General features: G+C 48.1%; 25 protein-coding genes. 16 read left to right on the top strand and 9 right to left on the bottom strand.

Translation table 11 applies throughout. The features are described 5' to 3' along the window. Positions 1–35: 35 nt before the first annotated feature. From tatA to P8P30_05885, 8 genes are read left to right on the top strand one after another with little or no spacing between them, the layout of a single operon-like run. The gene (tatA, locus tag P8P30_05920) at positions 36–212 is read left to right on the top strand and encodes a twin-arginine translocase TatA/TatE family subunit (GenBank protein MDG1287086.1); all 177 of its coding nucleotides are present in this window, start codon (positions 36–38) and stop codon (positions 210–212) included. Next, on the top strand, positions 212–484 hold the full coding sequence (locus tag P8P30_05915; protein MDG1287085.1) for a twin-arginine translocase TatA/TatE family subunit: 273 nt from the start codon (positions 212–214) through the stop codon (positions 482–484). Before tatA ends, P8P30_05915 begins: the two co-directional genes overlap by 1 nt. After that, positions 484–1,251, top strand: a complete 768-nt coding sequence (tatC, locus tag P8P30_05910; protein ID MDG1287084.1) for a twin-arginine translocase subunit TatC — start codon at positions 484–486, stop codon at positions 1,249–1,251. The genes P8P30_05915 and tatC overlap by 1 nt, the downstream gene beginning before the upstream one ends. Positions 1,252–1,259: 8 nt before the next feature. Further along, positions 1,260–2,525, top strand: coding sequence for a serine--tRNA ligase (gene serS, locus P8P30_05905; protein ID MDG1287083.1), 1,266 nt, complete (start codon positions 1,260–1,262; stop codon positions 2,523–2,525). Next, the gene (gene surE / locus P8P30_05900; GenBank protein ID MDG1287082.1) at positions 2,522–3,319 is read left to right on the top strand and encodes a 5'/3'-nucleotidase SurE; all 798 of its coding nucleotides are present in this window, start codon (positions 2,522–2,524) and stop codon (positions 3,317–3,319) included. Before serS ends, surE begins: the two co-directional genes overlap by 4 nt. Next, a complete protein-coding gene (locus tag P8P30_05895) occupies positions 3,316–3,990 on the top strand; it encodes a protein-L-isoaspartate(D-aspartate) O-methyltransferase (GenBank protein MDG1287081.1) in 675 nt (224 codons plus the stop codon). The genes surE and P8P30_05895 overlap by 4 nt, the downstream gene beginning before the upstream one ends. A gap of 44 nt (positions 3,991–4,034) precedes the next feature. After that, positions 4,035–4,877: a M23 family metallopeptidase gene (locus P8P30_05890; protein MDG1287080.1), complete on the top strand. Its 843-nt coding sequence runs from the start codon at positions 4,035–4,037 to the stop codon at positions 4,875–4,877. A gap of 42 nt (positions 4,878–4,919) precedes the next feature. Then, positions 4,920–5,774 (top strand): hypothetical protein, encoded by an 855-nt coding sequence (locus tag P8P30_05885; GenBank protein MDG1287079.1) that lies wholly within the window; start codon positions 4,920–4,922, stop codon positions 5,772–5,774. Positions 5,775–5,781: 7 nt separating this feature from the next. On the opposite strand, the gene P8P30_05880 is transcribed toward P8P30_05885, so the two are convergent. After that, positions 5,782–7,068, bottom strand: a complete 1,287-nt coding sequence (locus tag P8P30_05880; GenBank protein ID MDG1287078.1) for a UDP-glucose/GDP-mannose dehydrogenase family protein — start codon at positions 7,066–7,068, stop codon at positions 5,782–5,784. Between the two features lie 3 nt (positions 7,069–7,071). Beyond that, positions 7,072–7,953: a UTP--glucose-1-phosphate uridylyltransferase GalU gene (galU, locus tag P8P30_05875; protein MDG1287077.1), complete on the bottom strand. Its 882-nt coding sequence runs from the start codon at positions 7,951–7,953 to the stop codon at positions 7,072–7,074. Positions 7,954–8,082: 129 nt separating this feature from the next. Here galU and rpmG point away from each other — a divergent pair, with 129 nt between their 5' ends. From rpmG to P8P30_05855, 4 genes are read left to right on the top strand one after another with little or no spacing between them, the layout of a single operon-like run. Then, complete coding sequence (rpmG, locus tag P8P30_05870) at positions 8,083–8,253, top strand: 50S ribosomal protein L33 (GenBank protein MDG1287076.1); 171 nt, start codon at positions 8,083–8,085, stop codon at positions 8,251–8,253. A 6-nt stretch (positions 8,254–8,259) separates the two neighbouring features. Then, on the top strand, positions 8,260–8,607 hold the full coding sequence (gene yajC, locus P8P30_05865) for a preprotein translocase subunit YajC (GenBank protein ID MDG1287075.1): 348 nt from the start codon (positions 8,260–8,262) through the stop codon (positions 8,605–8,607). Then, positions 8,607–10,169 (top strand): protein translocase subunit SecD, encoded by a 1,563-nt coding sequence (gene secD, locus P8P30_05860; GenBank protein MDG1287074.1) that lies wholly within the window; start codon positions 8,607–8,609, stop codon positions 10,167–10,169. The genes yajC and secD overlap by 1 nt, the downstream gene beginning before the upstream one ends. Beyond that, positions 10,169–10,540 carry an Mth938-like domain-containing protein gene (locus tag P8P30_05855; GenBank protein ID MDG1287073.1) on the top strand — a complete coding sequence of 124 codons (372 nt, stop codon included), beginning with the start codon at positions 10,169–10,171 and terminating at the stop codon, positions 10,538–10,540. The genes secD and P8P30_05855 overlap by 1 nt, the downstream gene beginning before the upstream one ends. Here P8P30_05855 and P8P30_05850 read toward each other — a convergent pair. Genes P8P30_05850 through hemC form a run of 4 tightly spaced genes read right to left on the bottom strand, consistent with a single transcriptional unit; the run spans position 10,537 to position 14,377 of the window. Next, the gene (locus P8P30_05850) at positions 10,537–11,832 is read right to left on the bottom strand and encodes a heme biosynthesis HemY N-terminal domain-containing protein (GenBank protein MDG1287072.1); all 1,296 of its coding nucleotides are present in this window, start codon (positions 11,830–11,832) and stop codon (positions 10,537–10,539) included. The genes P8P30_05855 and P8P30_05850 overlap by 4 nt on opposite strands. Positions 11,833–11,837: 5 nt before the next feature. Next, a complete protein-coding gene (locus tag P8P30_05845; protein MDG1287071.1) occupies positions 11,838–12,872 on the bottom strand; it encodes a hypothetical protein in 1,035 nt (344 codons plus the stop codon). A gap of 18 nt (positions 12,873–12,890) precedes the next feature. Beyond that, the gene (locus P8P30_05840; GenBank protein MDG1287070.1) at positions 12,891–13,496 is read right to left on the bottom strand and encodes a hypothetical protein; all 606 of its coding nucleotides are present in this window, start codon (positions 13,494–13,496) and stop codon (positions 12,891–12,893) included. Further along, the gene (gene hemC / locus P8P30_05835; GenBank protein MDG1287069.1) at positions 13,478–14,377 is read right to left on the bottom strand and encodes a hydroxymethylbilane synthase; all 900 of its coding nucleotides are present in this window, start codon (positions 14,375–14,377) and stop codon (positions 13,478–13,480) included. The genes P8P30_05840 and hemC overlap by 19 nt, the downstream gene beginning before the upstream one ends. Positions 14,378–14,417: 40 nt before the next feature. Between hemC and tsaD the strand changes: the two genes are divergently transcribed. Both tsaD and P8P30_05825 read left to right on the top strand, forming a co-directional pair. Next, complete coding sequence (tsaD, locus tag P8P30_05830) at positions 14,418–15,428, top strand: tRNA (adenosine(37)-N6)-threonylcarbamoyltransferase complex transferase subunit TsaD (GenBank protein MDG1287068.1); 1,011 nt, start codon at positions 14,418–14,420, stop codon at positions 15,426–15,428. Between the two features lie 149 nt (positions 15,429–15,577). Beyond that, a complete protein-coding gene (locus tag P8P30_05825) occupies positions 15,578–15,946 on the top strand; it encodes a hypothetical protein (GenBank protein ID MDG1287067.1) in 369 nt (122 codons plus the stop codon). On the opposite strand, the gene modA is transcribed toward P8P30_05825, so the two are convergent. Continuing rightward, positions 15,927–16,715, bottom strand: coding sequence for a molybdate ABC transporter substrate-binding protein (gene modA / locus P8P30_05820; protein ID MDG1287066.1), 789 nt, complete (start codon positions 16,713–16,715; stop codon positions 15,927–15,929). The two genes, P8P30_05825 and modA, sit on opposite strands and share 20 nt — an antisense overlap. Before the next feature lie 17 nt (positions 16,716–16,732). On the opposite strand from modA, the gene P8P30_05815 reads away from it, so the two are divergent. Further along, positions 16,733–17,347: an ATP-binding cassette domain-containing protein gene (locus P8P30_05815; protein ID MDG1287065.1), complete on the top strand. Its 615-nt coding sequence runs from the start codon at positions 16,733–16,735 to the stop codon at positions 17,345–17,347. Here the strand turns inward: P8P30_05815 and P8P30_05810 are convergent. Further along, complete coding sequence (locus P8P30_05810; GenBank protein ID MDG1287064.1) at positions 17,344–17,775, bottom strand: type II toxin-antitoxin system RatA family toxin; 432 nt, start codon at positions 17,773–17,775, stop codon at positions 17,344–17,346. The genes P8P30_05815 and P8P30_05810 overlap by 4 nt on opposite strands. Positions 17,776–17,914: 139 nt before the next feature. Between P8P30_05810 and P8P30_05805 the strand changes: the two genes are divergently transcribed. After that, on the top strand, positions 17,915–18,253 hold the full coding sequence (locus P8P30_05805; GenBank protein ID MDG1287063.1) for a hypothetical protein: 339 nt from the start codon (positions 17,915–17,917) through the stop codon (positions 18,251–18,253). A gap of 202 nt (positions 18,254–18,455) precedes the next feature. Here the strand turns inward: P8P30_05805 and P8P30_05800 are convergent. Beyond that, positions 18,456–18,558: IS1595 family transposase (locus tag P8P30_05800; GenBank protein MDG1287062.1), on the bottom strand; the 103-nt coding region annotated here is incomplete at its 5' end.

The following is an 18,558-nucleotide window of genomic DNA, read 5'->3' as shown; positions in this document are numbered from 1 at the left end:
TGCTAGCTATAGGCTCTTAAAATACGGAGAATTCTATGAGTATCGGTTTCTGGCAGTTAATTCTTATTCTAATCATTGTGTTGCTAGTGTTTGGCGCAGGTAAATTACCGCGCGTGATGGGGGATTTGGGCAAAGGCATCAAGTCTTTGAAAGAAGGCATTAACGAGGGCAAGGAAGAAGGCGATAAGCCGGAAGACGACGCAAAAGCCTAATGTTTGATTTATCAATCGCTGAGATGGCGTTTATTGCTGTCGTTGCGTTGCTCGTTATTGGGCCAAAAGAACTCCCTATTCTATTGCGTACGGTTGGTCGCTGGGTTGGTCGTGCAAAGCGTCTTGTTCATGGGGTGATGGATCAGTTAGAGCTCAATGACTTGCAAGCGGATGTCAAAACCATCCAAAATGATGCGGGCGAAATGTTCGAGTCTTACGACTTATCCGAGGTTCAAGATAAAAGCCGTAAGCCTAAATCTAAGGGCGAATAATGGAAGAATATCGCGCGCCTTTAATGGAGCACTTGCTCGAATTCCGTAAGCGTCTGATGGTGGTGTTTGTCGCGTGGATTCTTGGTTTCGCGATCGCCTATCTGTTTAAAACGCAAACTTACGGTTTTCTTATGCAGCCGCTTGTCGAGGCTTATGGCGATAGCGGCGCGCAAGGCCGCAGGCTCATTTATACAAGCTTGCCGGAAACGTTCTTTACCTATGTAAAGCTCTCAATTTTTGTCGGATTTGTGATGGCTTTTCCAATCATCGCGCAGCAGTTCTATGGCTTCGTTGCACCTGGTTTATATAAAAAAGAGAAGCGGGTGATTTTGCCATATCTTGTTCTGTCGCCGCTGCTTTTCTTTGCAGGGATGGGTTTGGCTTACTATTACGTCTTCCCGCTCGCATGGAAGTTCTTTATCGGATTCGAGCAGCTCGGCACGGAGGGTGATTTGCCGATGGCAGTCGTATTAGAAGCAAAAGTAAGTGACTACCTTGCGCTTGTTATGCAGATGCTGATTGCCTTTGGCTTGGCCTTTCAACTGCCTGTCGTACTCACCTTGATGGCGCGTGTAGGTATGGTGAAAGCCGCTACATTGGCCCGCACTCGTAGGTTTGCACTTGTCGGAATTGTCACAGTGGCCGCCATTTTCACGCCTCCAGACGTCATAAGTCAGGTCGCGCTGGCAGTACCTCTGATGATACTGTATGAATTATCCATAGTGAGTTGCAGGCTCATCGAAAAGAAACAAGATACGTCGGAATAAGAGAACTTATGCACGATATACGTTGGATTCGCGAGAGCCCGACTGCGTTTGACGCAGCGATGAAAGTTCGTGGCCTAGCGCCGCAAGCGAACAAGCTAATTGCATTAGATGAAGAGCGCCGCAGCGCAATCACTAAATTAGAATCGATGCAGGCGGAGCGTAATGCCGTTGCCAAGCAAATTGGCGAAAAGAAGCGCGCCGGCGAAGATGCAAGCGAAGTGATGGCGCGCGCCGCTTCGCTTAAAGCTGAAATAGCAGAGATCGAAATTTCTTTAGAGACCGGCGATGCACTGACCGCAGCCTTAGAAGTGATTCCAAATATATTGAACGAGGGTGTGCCGCAAGGTGATGATGAAGACAGTAACGTCGAAATTTCTCGTTGGGGTGAGCCAAAAGAAATCGAAAATGCGAAGCAGCATTTTGATATTGGTGAAGCGCTAGGGAAGATGGATTTTGAAACTGCGGCTAAATTATCAGGTTCGCGCTTTGTCATTTTGCGAAAAGACCTTGCTCGTTTGGAGCGCGCACTCGCTAACTTCATGTTGGATCTGCACACGCAAGAGGCTGGTTATGAGGAAACAACTATTCCGGTGCTTGTGCGTGATCATACCATGTATAGCGTCGGGCAGTTGCCGAAGTTTGAAGAAGATTCATTCAAAACGACCAATGATTATCGCCTTATCCCGACGTCTGAAGTAGCTCTGGTAGGACAGATGGCGGATAGTATCGTTAGCGAAACAATATTGCCGCTGCGTTATACGGCGTATTCTCAATGTTTCCGTTCTGAAGCGGGGTCAGCAGGTAAAGACACGCGTGGCATGATTCGTCAGCATCAGTTTAGTAAAGTTGAGCTTATCAGTATCGTGAAGCCAGAAGATTCCGAAGCGGAGTTTGAGCATAAGCTTGCCGCTGCTGAGAGAGTTCTGCAGCGTTTAGAATTGCCCTACCGTGTCATGTTGCTTTGCAGTGGTGATACAGGTTTCTGTGCGCAAAAGACGTATGATTTAGAGGTATGGCTTCCGGGGCAAAATCAATATCGCGAGATTTCATCAGTCTCTAATTGCGGTGAATTCCAAGCGCGTCGTATGAAGGCACGTTTCCGTCGTGAAGGTGAAAAGAATACAGAGTTTCTACATACCTTAAATGGTTCTGGTTTAGCGGTAGGTCGTACGATTGTCGCAATCTTAGAAAATTATCAGCAACCGGATGGTTCGATATTAGTGCCAAAAGCATTGCAGTCTTATATGGGCGGGTTGGAGAAGATAACGGCATGAGTGAACTTCGCCAGATAAATGACCTAAAAGGTAAACGCATTCTGGTGACGAATGATGACGGCATTTATGCGCCGGGTTTAGAGGTGCTGCATAGTATTGCGAGCGAACTATCAGATGATGTTTGGGTTGTTGCGCCAAAAACAGAGCAAAGCGCATCGGGGCATTCGTTGTCTATTCATGCTCCATTGCGCCATCAACAGCATGGAGAGCGTAAATACTCTGTTACAGGAACGCCGACTGATTGCGTTATTTTTGCACATGAAGTTTTGTTGGAGCGTAAAATTGATTTAGTGCTCTCAGGCGTAAATCGTGGTCACAATTTGGCTGAGGATATTACCCATAGCGGCACGGTTGCAGCAGCAATGGAGGGGACGTTCTGTGGTGTGCCATCTATTGCGATGTCACTTAGCTTCGAGATGGATGATACCGCCCCTGCGGTGCGATGGGAGACTCCTAAAAAGCATGGTGCAGAAGTGGTGCGTAAAATATGTACCGCTGGCATTCCGGAAGGCATGCTGATGAATGTGAACTTCCCCGATTGTGAGCCAGATCAAGTGCAAGGTACTCGCATGACGCATACGGGGCGTCGCGGGGTAGTAAAAAATCTTGATGTGCGTCACGATATTAAAGGGCATCCTTATTATTGGATCCATTGGGGAGATGAGCAAAAAATGGATGAACCCGGCTCGGATCTTTTAGCGATTGCCAATAAGTATATTAGCGTTTCGCCGATCAATATGGATTTGACGGATTATAAAACGCTCGAACAAATGCGCGGAGTGATGGAGGTATGATGTATATGCAAGATATGTTGATGAATTCACCGCTGATGGCTGAGGGGGCGGAGGATACTCTGCGCCTGATTATGCAATTACGCACGCAAGGTATTACCGACACAGCTGTACTTTCAGCCTTCGAGAAGGTCCCGCGTGAGCAGTTTGTTGAGAATACATTCTTAGAGCGCGCTTATGAAGATACAGCGCTGCCGATCCCTTGTGGGCAAACGATTAGTCAGCCAAGCATCGTTGCATTGATGACTCAGGCGCTTGCGGTAACAGATCGCCAGCGTGTATTGGAAATTGGAACGGGGAGCGGTTATCAAGCGGCTATCTTAAGCAAGGTCTGTCGTATGGTTTATACGATTGAGCGCCATAAAGACTTGTATGACCTCGCACATCAGCGCTTTGAGTCATTGAAGCTACGTAACATTATGCAGCAATGTGGTGATGGTTATGAGGGCTGGGCAGAGGCTGCGCCCTTTGAACGTATTATGCTCACGGCAGCCCCAGATGAATTTCCGCAAATGTTATTGGCTCAACTTAGCGATAATAATGGCGTGATGGTGCTGCCGTTCGGTCGTGAGGCGCAAGTTCAGGATCTACTTAAAATCACGAAAACACCGCAGGGAGTGACGCAAGAAGTCCTCGCATCGGTTAGATTCGTGCCGATGGTGAGCGATAGCTAGGCAATAATATTGCCTGTGGGTAACCTTGTGTATATCATTTGTATATGATGCATAATTATATTCTCTTTGTAAGCTCTATTGCCATGCTAACTGCTTGTACGCAGGAGCATCCAGCGGAGATTGTTTATAAAGGAAGTCAGCATTATGATATTCAGCAAGCGCAATCGCCGGCACCAACGGTTCCAGATGAAACCCCCGCGATGGTACTCACAAAGCGCCAGTCGCCAGACCGCATCTTCATGACCGATAACATGAGTGCAACGCCGGTCAAAACTGAAGAAGAGTTTCAACGTGTTGTTGAGAGTTTGAAAGTAGAAAGCGCAAAAGCCGAAACACCGATTACGATTGTTGCGATTCCGGTTGAAAAGCCAGTCGTTGAAACACAAGAGATTGCGGAATATGGAGCGCGTGGTTTGCATGGGGTGAAACCGATGGCTAAACCGCAGGCGCCGCAATGGTTTGCGCAGCGTGCTGACGACAGTGCGAATGTGACGAAAGGCTTTGTTTGGCCTATTCGAGGTAAAATACTTTCGACCTTTGGTGAGAAAAATAGCGGCACCTTTAATGACGGCATCAATATTGCGGCCCCTGAAGGCAAGCCTATTCATGCCTCTGCTGATGGCGAAGTGGTCTATGCAGGCAACGAATTGGCCGGATATGGCAATATGCTAATTGTTCGCCATAATAATGGTTGGATAAGTGCTTACGCGCATACGCAAAAAATGAATGTCGGGTTGGGAAGCCTTGTTTCGCAAGGGCAAGCGATTGCTGAAGTCGGTAAAACAGGCGATGTATCTGTTTCTCAATTACATTTTGGGCTTCGTAAAGATAAGAAAGCTGTTAATCCGATGGACTTTTTAACGGATGCCATTGCGGCAAATTACTAAACTTGTCATTTAACAGTAATAGAAGTTTGCTATACTAACATTATGGATGGATTTGGTATAGGCGCCACCATGATGGATTGGCATAGTTTCGACGATGCTGATTTCGAAGAGTTTAGCGCAGAGTATTTTCGTATAAACCAAGAGCTAATGGCTGCTGGGCTTGATATCCACATGCTTTCGCCGATGGATCGCGCGCGTGTTTCAGCGGCTTTATGGTCAGATAATGATCTGTTCGAAGAAGCCGGTGCGATGATCTCAATGTTTCGCCAAAGTTATGGAATGCTCGATGCGATGTATTCGGAGCATGATGAACACGCTCATAAAGTGGGTGCGGTTGATGAGCATCTCAAAGAGGCAGAGAAAGCGCTGAAAGAGTTGCGAGAGTCATGGAAGACGCGCCCGAAAGAGCAGCGGGACTTTGTTCAACATGATTGGAATACGCGGAGTAAGAATATTACAGGCTATTTTTTCGAGAGTGACGATTTGCGTCTGAATGGCGCTTCGCAAATCGTGCAAGATAATGCGTTGATACATTTTATGGAGATGACGCCGCAAGGGCAATTGCCTAATGCGCAATATCATCTTGGGCGGATGCATTTAATTGAGCAAAGTCATCATGAGCGCTTAGTAACAGGTGAGCTAAAGGATAGCCTAGCTGGCATTATGGCGGGCTTTGGTGGTTCTATGCAGGCTATCGACCTAGTTCAGGAAACATCCGCGCTGGATAAAGAACCAGGTTTTTGGGTTAAGAGAGTCGAAGCGGAGCGTGCGGAGGCTAAGTCGACGCAGCAAGAAACGCAAGGAACGAACCCGATTGATGTTGATAATTGGGTGGATCATATTGAAGAGCAAGCTCGTCGTGCGGCGTTATTGGAAGAAGAAGTGCAAGCAAACTAGGTTGAGCTTAAGCGCGTTTACCGACACATTGATATTCAAAGCCCGCTTGCTGCATCTCTTTGGGATCACAAATATTTCGTAAGTCGAGAATGACAGGTTTTGTCAGGGCTGTTTTTAGTTTTTCTAAATCGAGCGAGCGGAAGATATTCCATTCGGTAAGAATGGTGAGTGCGTCGGCACCGGTTGCTGCATCATAGCTATTTTCACACCATTCAATATTGGCACCAGCAAAATGCTTTTTACCTTCTTCCATTCCTTTAGGATCGTAAACGCGGAGTTTTGCGCCTGCATCGAGCAATAGTTGCATAATGGTAAGGGAAGGGCTCTCGCGAATATCATCGGTATTTTGTTTGAAGGTGATGCCGAGGACGCCGATCGTCGCATTTTCAGGAGCTGCGGCGAGAATACGTTTGGCCATACTCTCTTTGCGCAAGTCATTTGCCTCAATCGTACTCTCTAGAATGCGGAACGGGACACCTAAGTCATTGGCGATATGCTGCAATGCACGAGTATCTTTAGGGAAGCATGAGCCGCCAATACCGGGGCCGGGGTTGAGGAATTTGCTTCCGATACGTTCATCTAGCCCCATGATGTGAGCAACTTGGCGGATATCTGCGCCGGTATGTTCGCAAAGATCAGCCATTTCATTAATGAAGGCGACTTTGGTGGCGAGAAATGCGTTTGCGGCATATTTGCTCATCTCCGCGGTTTCGAGATCGCAAATGATCAGTGTGATTTTATCCAAGGTGAGAGGATGGTAGAGGCGGCGTAACTTGGCCGTTGCCGCATCATCTTCAACACCGACTACGACGCGCTCTGGGTGCATGAAGTCAGTTACTGCTGACCCTTCACGTAAGAATTCAGGGTTGGATGCGATGGCGTTATCGCCAATGAACGTTTTGATTTTGCGGTTGATGCCAACTGGGACGGTTGATTTTGTGACCACGACAGCCTCTTTGGTCAAATGCGGCGCAATCTGTTCTGCCGCGGCGAAAATATACTGCATATCAGCTTCGCCTGTCTCGGGGTGAGGGGGGGTTCCTACCGCTAAGAATACGATTTCTGCATCGGCGACACCGGCAGGGCTATCAGAGGTGAAAGTAAGGCGACCAGCGTCGCTATTTTGCTGCATGAGGCGGCTTAGTCCTGGTTCGAAAATTATAGGGTCGCCAGATTTTAGGCGTTCCACCTTACTTTCATCCATATCAATACAGGTCACGTGATGTCCGTATTCTGAAAGACAAACTCCTGTGACAAGACCGACATAGCCGGTTCCGATAACTGCAACTTTCATCTATTATGCCGCCTGTGTTTTGGAGCTGTAACGATTGAGGACTTCCTGCAAACTGTCGCGCATGTCGTCGCGCTCAAGTGCGAAGGCGATGTTTGCTTCTAGGAAGCCAACCTTGCTGCCGCAGTCGTAACGAGTGCCTTCAAAGCGATAGCCGTTGAAAGGAGTGTCTGGAATCATAGACGCCATCGCATCTGTCAGTTGGATTTCTCCACCAGAACCAATTTCGTGATTGCCGAGTTTATCAAAGATCTTTGGATCCAAAATATAACGCCCTATAATAGAGAGGGTGGAAGGCGCATCTTCCGGTTTTGGCTTCTCAACCAAACCGCGCGCTTTGACTAAACGGCCATTTTCTTCAGCAATATCGAGGATACCGTAACTTGCGGTTTTCTCTCTCGGCACATCCATCACGGCTGTCATGTTGCCGCCTTCATACGCATCTAGCATTTGTTTGAGACAAGGAGTGTCCGCCTGCACCATATCATCGGCGAGGATCACGGCGAAAGGCTCGTCTTTAATTAAGTGGCGTGCACACCATACGGCGTGGCCGAGGCCGAGCGGCTCTTGCTGGCGAGTGAAGAAGATATTGCCCGGATTAGGCAGCCAATCGCGTGTTAGGCCAAGCTCCGCGGCTTTCCCTTTAGAATGCAGTAATGTTTCCAGCTCGTAAGAGTGATCGAAATGATTGTCGATCGCGTTTTTATTGCGGCCTGTGACGAAAATAAATTGCTCAATCCCAGCGGCTTTTGCTTCTTCATAAGCGTAGTGTACGATGGGCTTATCAACCACCGGAAGCATCTCTTTAGGCATTGATTTGGTGGCGGGTAGGAAGCGTGTTCCCATGCCCCCGACGGGGAAGACTGCGGTGCGTACTTTTTGTGTCATAACGCAAGAACTATAGCTTTGCGCAATAGCCAATGCTAGTGATAATACGATTTTGATGCAAATTCGCTTGACTTGATGCCGCTCATGCGTAGATTTCGCCTCTAAATTTACCCTTTATAGGACTGTACCATGGCTAAAAAGAATATCGTTCTGATCAAACTAGAAAGCACCGCAAACACGGGTTATTTCTACGTGAAGAAGAAAAACCCTAAGAATCACACTGAGAAGTTCAGCTTCCGTAAATACGATCCAGTCGTACGTAAGCATGTGATTTTCAAAGAAACTAAGCTGAAATCATAGCACCAGATGCTTGATTTTATCTCATCAGCGCAGGCCCAAGAAGCTGCTAGTGCTGCCGCGGCGGAACCTTCGCTTATCAGTGGTATTTTACCGCTCGTTTTGATGCTTGCAGTGGTCTATTTTCTGTTGATTCGTCCGCAACAAAAGAAGCTTAGTGAGCATAAAAAGACGGTAGCTGCCCTGCGCAAAGGCGATAAAGTTGTGACGTCGGGTGGTATTTTTGGCACGATTGTCAAAGTGGATGAAGAATCCGCCCAAGTCGAAATTGCGAAAGATACGAAAATCAAACTCGATAAAAACAGTGTATCCGTGGTGCTTACGCGCTCCGAACCTGCTGACTCTAAGAAGAAATAATGCTGGAATTTCCAGGATGGAAAATAGGGTTGGTCTTAGTGATTTGCCTTTATTCTCTATTTTTAGCGCTCCCTAATTTTACGGGCGGCGGTGATGCAGAAAGCTTTTTGCCATCGCGCACCGTGAATCTAGGTTTGGATTTACGGGGTGGTTCACACCTCCTATTGCAGATTGATACGGATCATTACATGCGCGAGCAGCGTGAAAACTTGTCCGATGATATTCGCCGTGCGTTGCGGAAAGAAAAACTCACTTACAGTGGCTTGCGTCTAAAGAGTGGTTCGGTTAATTTTACGAGCTCGGCTGATTCAAGCACCGTTCGCTCTGCCGTAGGTGCCATTGATCCACGTTTGGAGATTGATTCAGGCGACGAAGATAATAGCTATACAGTTGAGTTTAGTGATGCGGCGCTGAGTGCGATTAAGCAAGAGTTGCTTGAGCAATCGATTCAAATCGTGACACGTCGTGTTGATGAGACCGGCACGCGTGAGCCGGTGATTCAACGCCAAGGTGATGACCGTATTCTTTTGCAAGTCCCGGGGTTAGATAACCCTGAGGAGTTAAAACGTATTTTGGGTAAAACCGCGAAAATGACCTTCCACATGGTGGATATGGATACCGACGCGCTTTCAGGCAATGTGCCTCCGGGAACACGCTTGATGCCATCGGATGATTCTAGCGAAGTGTACAGTGATGGAAGTCCGCTCCGTTATGCGATTAAAACACGAGTGATGCTCAGCGGTGATTTACTGACAGGTGCTAGTGCGACTTACGATCAAGGGCAACCGGTTGTGTCGTTTAAGTTCAATAATAAAGGCGCTCGCAAGTTTGGTAAAATTACGCAAGAAAATGTGGGCAAATTATTTGCGATTGTTTTGGACGGTAAGGTTATTACTGCGCCGCGTATCAATAGCCCAATTTTGGCTGGTAGCGGAATTATTACAGGGAACTTCACGGTCGAGTCCGCGAATGAACTTGCTCTACTATTGCGCGCCGGTGCATTGCCAGCTCCCTTGGAAGTGATTGAAGAGCGTAGCGTCGGCCCAAGTCTCGGTGCAGATTCGATTGCAGCCGGTAAAAAAGCTGCCTTGCTTGCGATGCTCCTTATTCTTGTGGTGATGCCGATCATGTATGGCCGTTTTGGTTTATTCGCTTCGGTCTCGCTCTTGATGAATATGATTCTGATTCTGGGTGGTTTGTCGCTCTTACAAGCAACACTGACGCTGCCAGGTATTGCAGGTATTGTACTTACCTTTGGTATGGCGGTTGATGCGAATGTGCTTATCTTTGAACGAATCCGTGAAGAGCTAGCCATTGGTAAAACCACGCGTGCAGCGGTTGAACATGGTTTTCAAAGTGCATTTGGCACGATTGTGGATGCGAATATCACGACGCTCATTGCCGCAGTTTTACTCTTCTATTTTGGTAGTGGAACGGTCAAAGGCTTTGCGGTTACGCTTTCTATCGGGATTATCTCTTCGATGTTCTCAGCGATTTTGTTGACACGCATGATGGTTTATCTATGGATGAACAAGGCGCGCCCTAAAACCATTCGCATTTAATGGATATTACGCCACAGCTTGCCGAAGGTGCGCAGCGTATTACTGCTTATGGTGCGGGTGTGATAAAGGTCAATCAAGAGAGTTTCGACACCCCCCTTATTATTCACCCTGATCGTGTGGTCGTATGGGATAACCCGGCTATTGATGAAGCGGGTATTGACGCCTTACTAGGGCAGCAGTTGGGTAGTTTAGAGATTTTGCTTATCGGCGCCGGCGAGCAGAGTGAGTTTTTGCCTCCTGCCTTACGCATGAAAATACGCGAGGCGACAGGCGCCGGCGTAGAGGTGATGGATACCGGTGCGGCGTGTCGTACGTACAATGTGTTATTGGCTGAAGGTCGCCTTGTAGCGGCAGCGGTGATGCCAGTTTAGCCAGCCATAAAGGTTTCGGGTAGCCACTGAATGCTGGCGAAATTATGGCACTCTTTACAATGCGCGTGCCATTCTTTGGGCTTGGCGCCGCAATGGGTGCATTGCCAGTTAGCGTCTGGTGAGGCGGTAATCGCCTTATCGAGCCAGCGGCGCTCTTCCACCTCATCGCCATAGCCTTTCTTGTAAAGCTTGGCCATTAGGCGACATAGGGCAACGGTTTGCTGCTTGCTGAGGCCAATCTTTAGATAATTTTTCGCACTATCCCATTGTTCAGCCTGCATTGCGGCTTCTGCAAGGAGTATTTGTGATTCCAGAGCATCAGGGTTTTGCTTGGCCAGCTCTCTAGCTTTCTTCGCCTGCTTCTCGACTGGAAGTTCAGTGTAGAGTTCTGCGTGAGCCTGTGCGACGCTTTGGTGCGGCGTGTGTTTCCAGCTGCTGCGTAGAATCTTTGCGGCGTGCGATGGTTTGCCGATTTGACGTAATAGTTCAGCATATTGGATCGCGGCTGGTTGCAAGGAAGCATCCATTGAAGTCGCTTTTTTGAGCATTTCCATCGCGCCTTGACGGTTTTTCTCTTCCAGCATGGTGGTGGCTTGTTGCATGGCGATAGTTGCGGAGGCGCGTTTATACTCATCGTCGTTCAAGTGGCTCTGCGTGTAAGCTTGTTTAACAATCTTCATCGCCTCCTGCCAGCGACGGTGATAGGAGAATATATCAATCGCGAGCTTCTGCGTGCTGGCTTGGTTGGGTGCTTCTTTGAGCAAGTCATCCGTATAAGTCAGGGCGAGATCCATATCGCCTTGGGCGCGCGCTTGTTCGGCTAGGCCACGTAGGGCGAGAGGTTTGGTAGGCGTAAAATGCTGTAACTGCACGAATTGCTGATGGGCGAGGGTGCTATCTTTTTGATGGCCTGCGAGTTGCAGTTGCAAGAGGCGTGGTAGTGGCGAACCGGGTAAAAACCTACGCGCTTTGTTTAGGTGTTTCTGAGATTTATCCGTATCATTCTCACTGGCGGCAATCATGGCTTGGGTGATATGATCGAGGCCTTTGCCGCTCAGTAGGCGTTCGCGTTCTTTGCGTAATTCGCTCGGTAGATGCAACAGCGTATTAAGCCAATGCATTATCAGCCACATGATCGCTGCTATGAAAAGAAGGGCGATTAATAAGAATGCGACAGAGCCTTCAATTTGCCATCCCATCCAGTTAAGGTTGAACACACCAGCATTATCGGCCATCCAGCTAGCGCTAAAGGCGACAGCAACCACGATTAGGAGGAGGATAATCTTACGCATTGGTCTTACTGGCTCGCTTCAAGAGAGTTTGCGAGTTGAAGCTGAACTACATCCAGCCACTCAGGGAGTTGGTAATATTTACGCGCTTGTGGCAGCCATGTTTTGAATGCATCGCTTTCAAGTTTGAGCAGCTCAGTGTAAGCGGTTTTGATATTGCCTTTGGTAAGGGCGGTTTCGGCTGTTGTGATGAGTGCATCATCGAGACTGCCTGAGCCATCGGTGCGGCGCACACGGACGAAAGAGCTTAAGTTCTGTTTCAGTTGGCCCATGAAGGAGGCATCTTCAGCCTTGCCTGATTGCATGTAGTTACTTACGGCTATTTCAAAGCTATCCTGTAACTGGCTTAAAGTGGGACGACCTGTCGGTGCGACTTGTTCTAACTTGCCGATCGTATCTTCGATAGGAGCGCTATCATCTAACAAGGCGATCACGCGCTGTAGCGAGTCTTGGAATGGCTGGCCGCCCAACGCTTTTGCTTGCAGGTTCTGGAAAGCGACTAGGCCGCGAATATCTAGCGGTACGGCGGGAGTGTTAGGCTTATTAGTGAGCGCGGTTGTCAGAGAATGCGTCTCTTGTAACTTTGCCTCAAGCGTGGAGATACGTGCCATTGATTCGGCAAGTTTCGTTTGCGTTGAGCGGAGAACCTCGGTCATTTCTGCATTATCGCTAACCACGGTTTGTGGGGCATTTGTCATCAATTCGTTCATTTGTGCAGCAAGTTGAGTTTGCGCGGCTTTGAGTGATGCGAATTTTTTGGAATTGGCTGTGTCTAAAGATGGCATTTCCGCCATCGCGGGGATTGGCACAAAGCCGTGCGGAGGCGTAAGAGATGTGGTTTTTATTTCCGGTAGTGCAAGATAGTGATGCAGGTACGGAAGCAACGTATCGCGAAAGGCAAAGGCTCCGCTGAGTACTGCTGCAAGAGTGAGAAGGCTTAGGAACACAGCACCGAAAGGTGAGACGCTTGTGCGTACTGTTTGAGGCGTTTCGTCCTCTGTGTTTTTTTCTTCGGCGGGGGAGATTTTTTTTGTATCGCTCATAGCCTATTGTTATAAGCGTTATTGTTCGGGTGACCAGTGTTTTATCATCTCTAAGAGTGCGTTTTCGGTTGGCTCCTCAGGAATGCGTGCCTGTGCCTGCATCTCGTTAGGTAATGCTTGGGCGATACGTTGACTCAGGCAAAAAAGTGGCTTTGTGCTAAGAGGAAGCTTAGCTGCGATGCGCGCTGAAAGTACGATCAGCCCATCATGCTCGGCGAGGGGCGGAGGCGGTGCGACATGATCAGCCGTATAACAAATATATGATGGGATATCTAGCTCTTGCGAAACGTCGCGCCCTCTCAGATACAAGGTGCCAGTTGGTAGCTTATCTTTTAAGTAACTAATATTAGTGGCGATTTGCTCAATGTGATGGCCTTTTTCCATCGCGAGATTAGCGGTTTGTTGTCCCACAATATAGAGAGGAGTGCCAATGTGATGTTCTGCAGCACGTAATGCATAACGGCTTGAGATAAGGATGGCGGTTGGAGGCTCTATCCCAGCGGTGTCATCAAAGTAGGTTATCTTAAGTAGAGGCATCAGCAGAGCCTTATGCCCAACTGCTTCTATCTTCGGTGCGAGCGTTTGTGAAACATCACGCGTTGAGGTTAAGAGCAGCGTTGCCATAGTTCCTCTGCTTTCGGGAGGAGCACGCTGCCGCAGGCTTCGCCCAGTTGAGCTGCTTGTGCTATTGCGCCCGTCTGAGCTGCCTTATAATGCGTTTTTCCGTCGGCTGAGAGAATCTGTGCGGTGATAGATAGAGAATCTCCCGATAACGTCGCATGAGCGGCAAGGGGAGTGTGGCAATCGCCTTCTACAGCCTTTAATACGGCGCGCTCGGCCAATGTTTGTTGCCAGCTGGGGAGGTGGTTGATCTTCTTGATCCATTGGCGTGTTTCAGTATCGTCGCTGCGGCATTGTAATGCGATAATGCCTTGGCCAATAGCGGGCAGGACATCTAGCGCGAGTGAATGCTGCGGGGTTATGCTCAAGCGCTCCAATCCTGCAGCGGCGAGAATTGTCGCATCGACTTCGCCACGCTCTACTTTTACGAGCCGGCTGGGGACATTGCCACGGAAGTTCACAATAGTGAGGTCAGGGCGAAGCACTAATAGTTGTGCTGCCCGTCGTGGAGAGCTGGTGCCGATGGTTGCACCTTGTGGGAGGTCATCTAAGGAGGTGAGCGGTTGATGGCTTATGAGGAGATCGGTTGGATTGGCGCGCGGCAGGACTCCGGCGATCATCAAGCCCTCCGGCATGGTTACGGGCATATCTTTGAGTGAATGCATGGCGATCTGTGCGTTGCCATTGAGGAGGGCTTGCTCAATCTCTTTAGTAAAGAGGCCTTTGCCGCCAATGGCGAGTAGTTCGCGTTCTTTGTCTGCATCGCCTGTTGTCATAAGGGGGAGTAAATCGACATCCGTAGCGCCCACTTGCATAAGGGCGGCTTTAATCATTTCGGACTGAATCAGCGCGAGTTTACTTTTACGAGTAGCGATAGTTAGCATGATGATTGTCTAGGCGTTACGAATAGGATAAGCAAGAGCCATGAAGATTCTAGGCATAGAAAGTAGCTGCGACGATACCGCAGCGGCAGTGATTACAAGTGATAAAGAGATTCTCTCCAGCGCTGTTTGGTCGCAGTTAAAGGAGCATGCCGCTTTTGGGGGCGTCGTGCCAGAGATTGCTGCACGCAGCCATGTGGCTGTGATGGATGAAGTGATAGAGGTGGCGCTTAAAGAGGCGGATACCACGTTAGACGAAATTGATCTTATCTCCGTGACTGGGGGGCCTGGGCTTATTGGCGGTGTGATGGTCGGCGCGATGACGGCGAAAGCTCTCGCGCTTGCTTCAGGTAAGCCGTTGGTGGCGGTGAACCATCTGACAGGGCATGCGTTGACGGTGCGCCTTACAGAAGAAGTTGAATATCCGTATCTATTGCTTTTAATCTCTGGCGGGCATTGTCAGTGGCTCGCGGTGGAGGGTGTTGATAGGTTCCGCCTGCTAGGCGCGACCTTAGATGATGCGCTGGGCGAAGCATTTGATAAAACGGCGAAGATGCTTGGTCTTGGTTATCCAGGTGGGCCAGCGGTGGAGATTCTAGCTGAGAAAGGCGATGCTTATCGTTTCGATCTGCCTGTGCCGCTGAAGGGGAAGCCTAACTGTAATTTCTCCTTCTCGGGTCTTAAGACGGCGGTGCGCGAAGTTATCCTCAAGGCGCCGCCTTTCTCAGAACAAGATAAAGCTGACCTCTGTGCCTCGTTCCAGCGAGTGGTAAGTGAATGTATTGCCGATAGACTCAAGCGCGCGATTAAGCTGTATGATGATGCGCCGCGTCTAGTGGTTGCGGGGGGGGTGGCGGCGAATAAGGCGCTTCGTGCGAGCATTGAAGCGGTGGCTGCAGAGCATGGTTATAGCCTGCATGTGCCGCCGATACATCTTTGTACGGATAACGCGGCGATGATCGCATGGGCCGGATATGAGCATTATTGTGTTCATGGTGCCACAGCGTTGGGTTTTGAGCCGCGCGCGCGATGGCCTTTAGTTGATAAAGCTTAACAAATTCCTAACAGCGCGGTATCTCTTTAATCTAATTTCAGTGAAACAGAATTATCAAGCATTTGATATAAATTGTTTATTTTTGTTGTTGTAACACGATTGTCATGTTATACTACATTAACGAATAGTAGATAAGCGGGAGAGTAATTATGACATTAGTATCAGCAGTAAAAAAAGAAACCGGTGGTATCCTTTCAAAACTAGGTTTGCGCACGGACGATGTGATGATGGCTAATTTCCGTATCCATGGTGCGGCCATGGGCTTTCACGATATGCAAGATTACCAGGCTTATGCGTCACGTATTTACCGTGAAGCAATGAAAAACCCTGAAGGCTTTACGGTCGTTGATCTGCCGAAAAGCAAGAAAGCGATTGATTTTCAAGGAAGAATTCGCGGTGTTTACACCGAATTTGGTGAGCCTCTAGCATTTTTCCGTCCTGAGCCTAAAGCGATGGGTTTTGATAGTCCAGAGCAAGAATTCAAAGAGTTTATGGATTCTATCCGTTCTCTTGCTTAGGCTTTTCTATACTCGCAGTGACTGCGGGATAAAATCTGTATTTTATAAATTCTCGTTGGGCTGCTTCGCTTTGTAAGAAGCTTTGAAACTCACGTGCAGGTTCCATGCTTTCCCCAGGAATGACGGCTGAGGTGAAGATCGCTTCATCGTGCCATTTAGCAGGGATCGTATGAACAATGTGATCTGCGCTATTGAGTAAGGCGTCAGGCTCAAACATGACGGCGAAAGCCGCGTTTTCTGTTTTGCTGAGCAAATTCAACATCGATTCTGTATCGGGCATTTCTGCAATGGAGCGATTGGCTTTTTGTGAATAGCTAATGGCCTGTTTTGCATAAAAACCTTCCGCAGTGGCGGCAGGGCTGGCAATAGCGATGAATGCAGCAGGCTCTTTTAGGAGTAACTCGACATCATCACGATGATTGAGTTTATCTTTATCGCCCGTGTAAATGAGCGATAGGTTAGCTCTCACTAAAGGTTTTAGCGAGCTAACATCGAATAACCCGCGCTGTTTTAAGTGTTCAAGCGATTTTGGATGGGCTGAAATGAATAAATCAGCGGCTTCCCCCTCCTGAATCTCTACCGTTTGTTCAAAACTCGGCGCGTAGCCGACCGTAATGGTGATATTATGTTCGCGGCTATATTGACTCGCCAACTTTGACAGGGGAACGGCAAGGGCTCTATCAGCCAAAACAGTGATATTTGTCAGTTCAATATCGGTTAATTGCGCCGTTCCGGTAAACGGTAGCGTTGCAATTAGAAGTGGGAACATGTAACGAAGCATTCATTATGCTTACAATCCAGAACATCGAGCGTCAATCGGGTGGCGTGTATTTATTTAGTGAATTTGGAATCACGCTCCTACCGGGCAGCTTATTGCGCATCGAAGGCGCGAATGGCAGTGGTAAGACGTGGCTGCTAGAGATGATCGCCGGCAAGGTTCCCGTTGAAACAGATTGTATCCTTTTTGCCCAAGAGGAAACACGTGGCGATAGTGAGTTTTTTAATGAAGTCATTTACCTACCACAGCGTAGTGATGCTTCGCTGAAGCCAAAATTGACCGTGCGTAAGCAGGTAGAGCGCCTCGCACATAAAGGTTCAAATGAGCTGATTGATGCGGCGTTGAATTATTTTGGCCTCAATGCTTTGGCGAATGAGAAAGTTGCTGCGCTCACATACGGTCAGCAGCAGCGGGTGTATCTAACGCCGCTTATCACGCAGCCATCGCTGATTTGGCTGCTAGATCGCCCGATGATGGGGCTGGATATGACGGCACGTAAGGCAGTGGATACGCTGATTGCAGGGCGTTGCCAGCAAAATGGCATCGTAATTTATACGCATGAAGGCGATAGCTTGCTTAACCCACATGGCTTGATTCAAATGGATGAATACCTAACGGCCTAAGCGTAAAGCTCTCTTGCGCGCGCTCGAAAGGCAGAAACCATCTTCTCTGATGCTTTGCTGAATAACCCACCAATCATGCCCTCGAGTAATTTACTTTTAAATTGAAAATCTAACTCCAACTCAATCTGACAGCCCTCAGCTTTTTCGATAAAGCGCCAGTCATTAATCAGATGATGAAACGGGCCATCGACCATTTCGGCTTTGATAGTATCGTTAGGGGCGAGAGTAACGCGCGAGCTATAACGTTCAGTGAGCCCCTTAAAGCCGATAATAAGTTCAACTAAAAAGACGGTATCTGATTCTTTTTTAAGAATTCGCGCGCCTTTGCACCACGGTAAAAACTGAGGGTAACTTGCAACATCGGCCACTAAATCGAAGATTTGCTGGGCCGAGTAGCGTGTGATCTCAGAATGTTTTAAGGTTGGCATCGGAACCACTTGTAGCGTTGATTCTTAGAGATGTAAATAAGTCCTAATTTAGAACACGTGTGAGTTTTATCTTTTGTGTTTTTTAATGAAAGATTAACCTCGTCCCCGTATCCTAAGTGTAAATACGGGGAGAATAACAATGCAAATTATCAAACATTTGAAAAATCGTCACCTTGAGGCATTGAAAGCTGCCGTTCGCATCCATACGTTGACAGCGACCGATGATAGCTGCATTTATGGCCGAAATTCATGGAAAAACTACTGCCAGAGTGTTGAAGAAGGCGAGATGCATGATGAGCTTATGCGCCGTTACCATTTAGCAGAGCATGCGGCAAAACAAGCGCACTTGAATGAAGAGGAGTCATTGCAACTCGCACTCGATATCTGTTTAGAAACCGGTATTAGCCACTCCGAATTTGAACTTGCTCGCGAATATAACCGCGCCGTGCGAGCCGCTGATGAGAGTTTGCTTCATTAGTATAACTTGCTGAAATATAATAAATAATTAAAGGCTCTCCTTGTTGGGGTGCCTTTTTTGCGGAGTTCATAAAATTGTCATATTGCTGGGCTATACTAAGAGGGTATTTTTATTGTTTTTACTTTTTAAATTTTGTGACGAGTGAATGATTCTGGCTTTTATAGCCCACCTGATTTGTAACCAATTTTTTTGGGGCTGACACCTAATAATATTCTTTGAGCAACTTTTTCAGGTCTGCCAGTAAGTCACTTGGTGTGCCCATATTAAACCTCCACTCACATTCTTTCAAGAACAGATTAAAATGC

The organism is Rickettsiales bacterium (assembly GCA_029252805.1).
Lineage (GTDB): Bacteria > Pseudomonadota > Alphaproteobacteria > Rickettsiales > JALZUV01 > JALZUV01.
The sequence above is the reverse complement of the archived record's forward strand: the minus strand, read 5'-3'. Positions and strand labels throughout refer to the sequence as shown.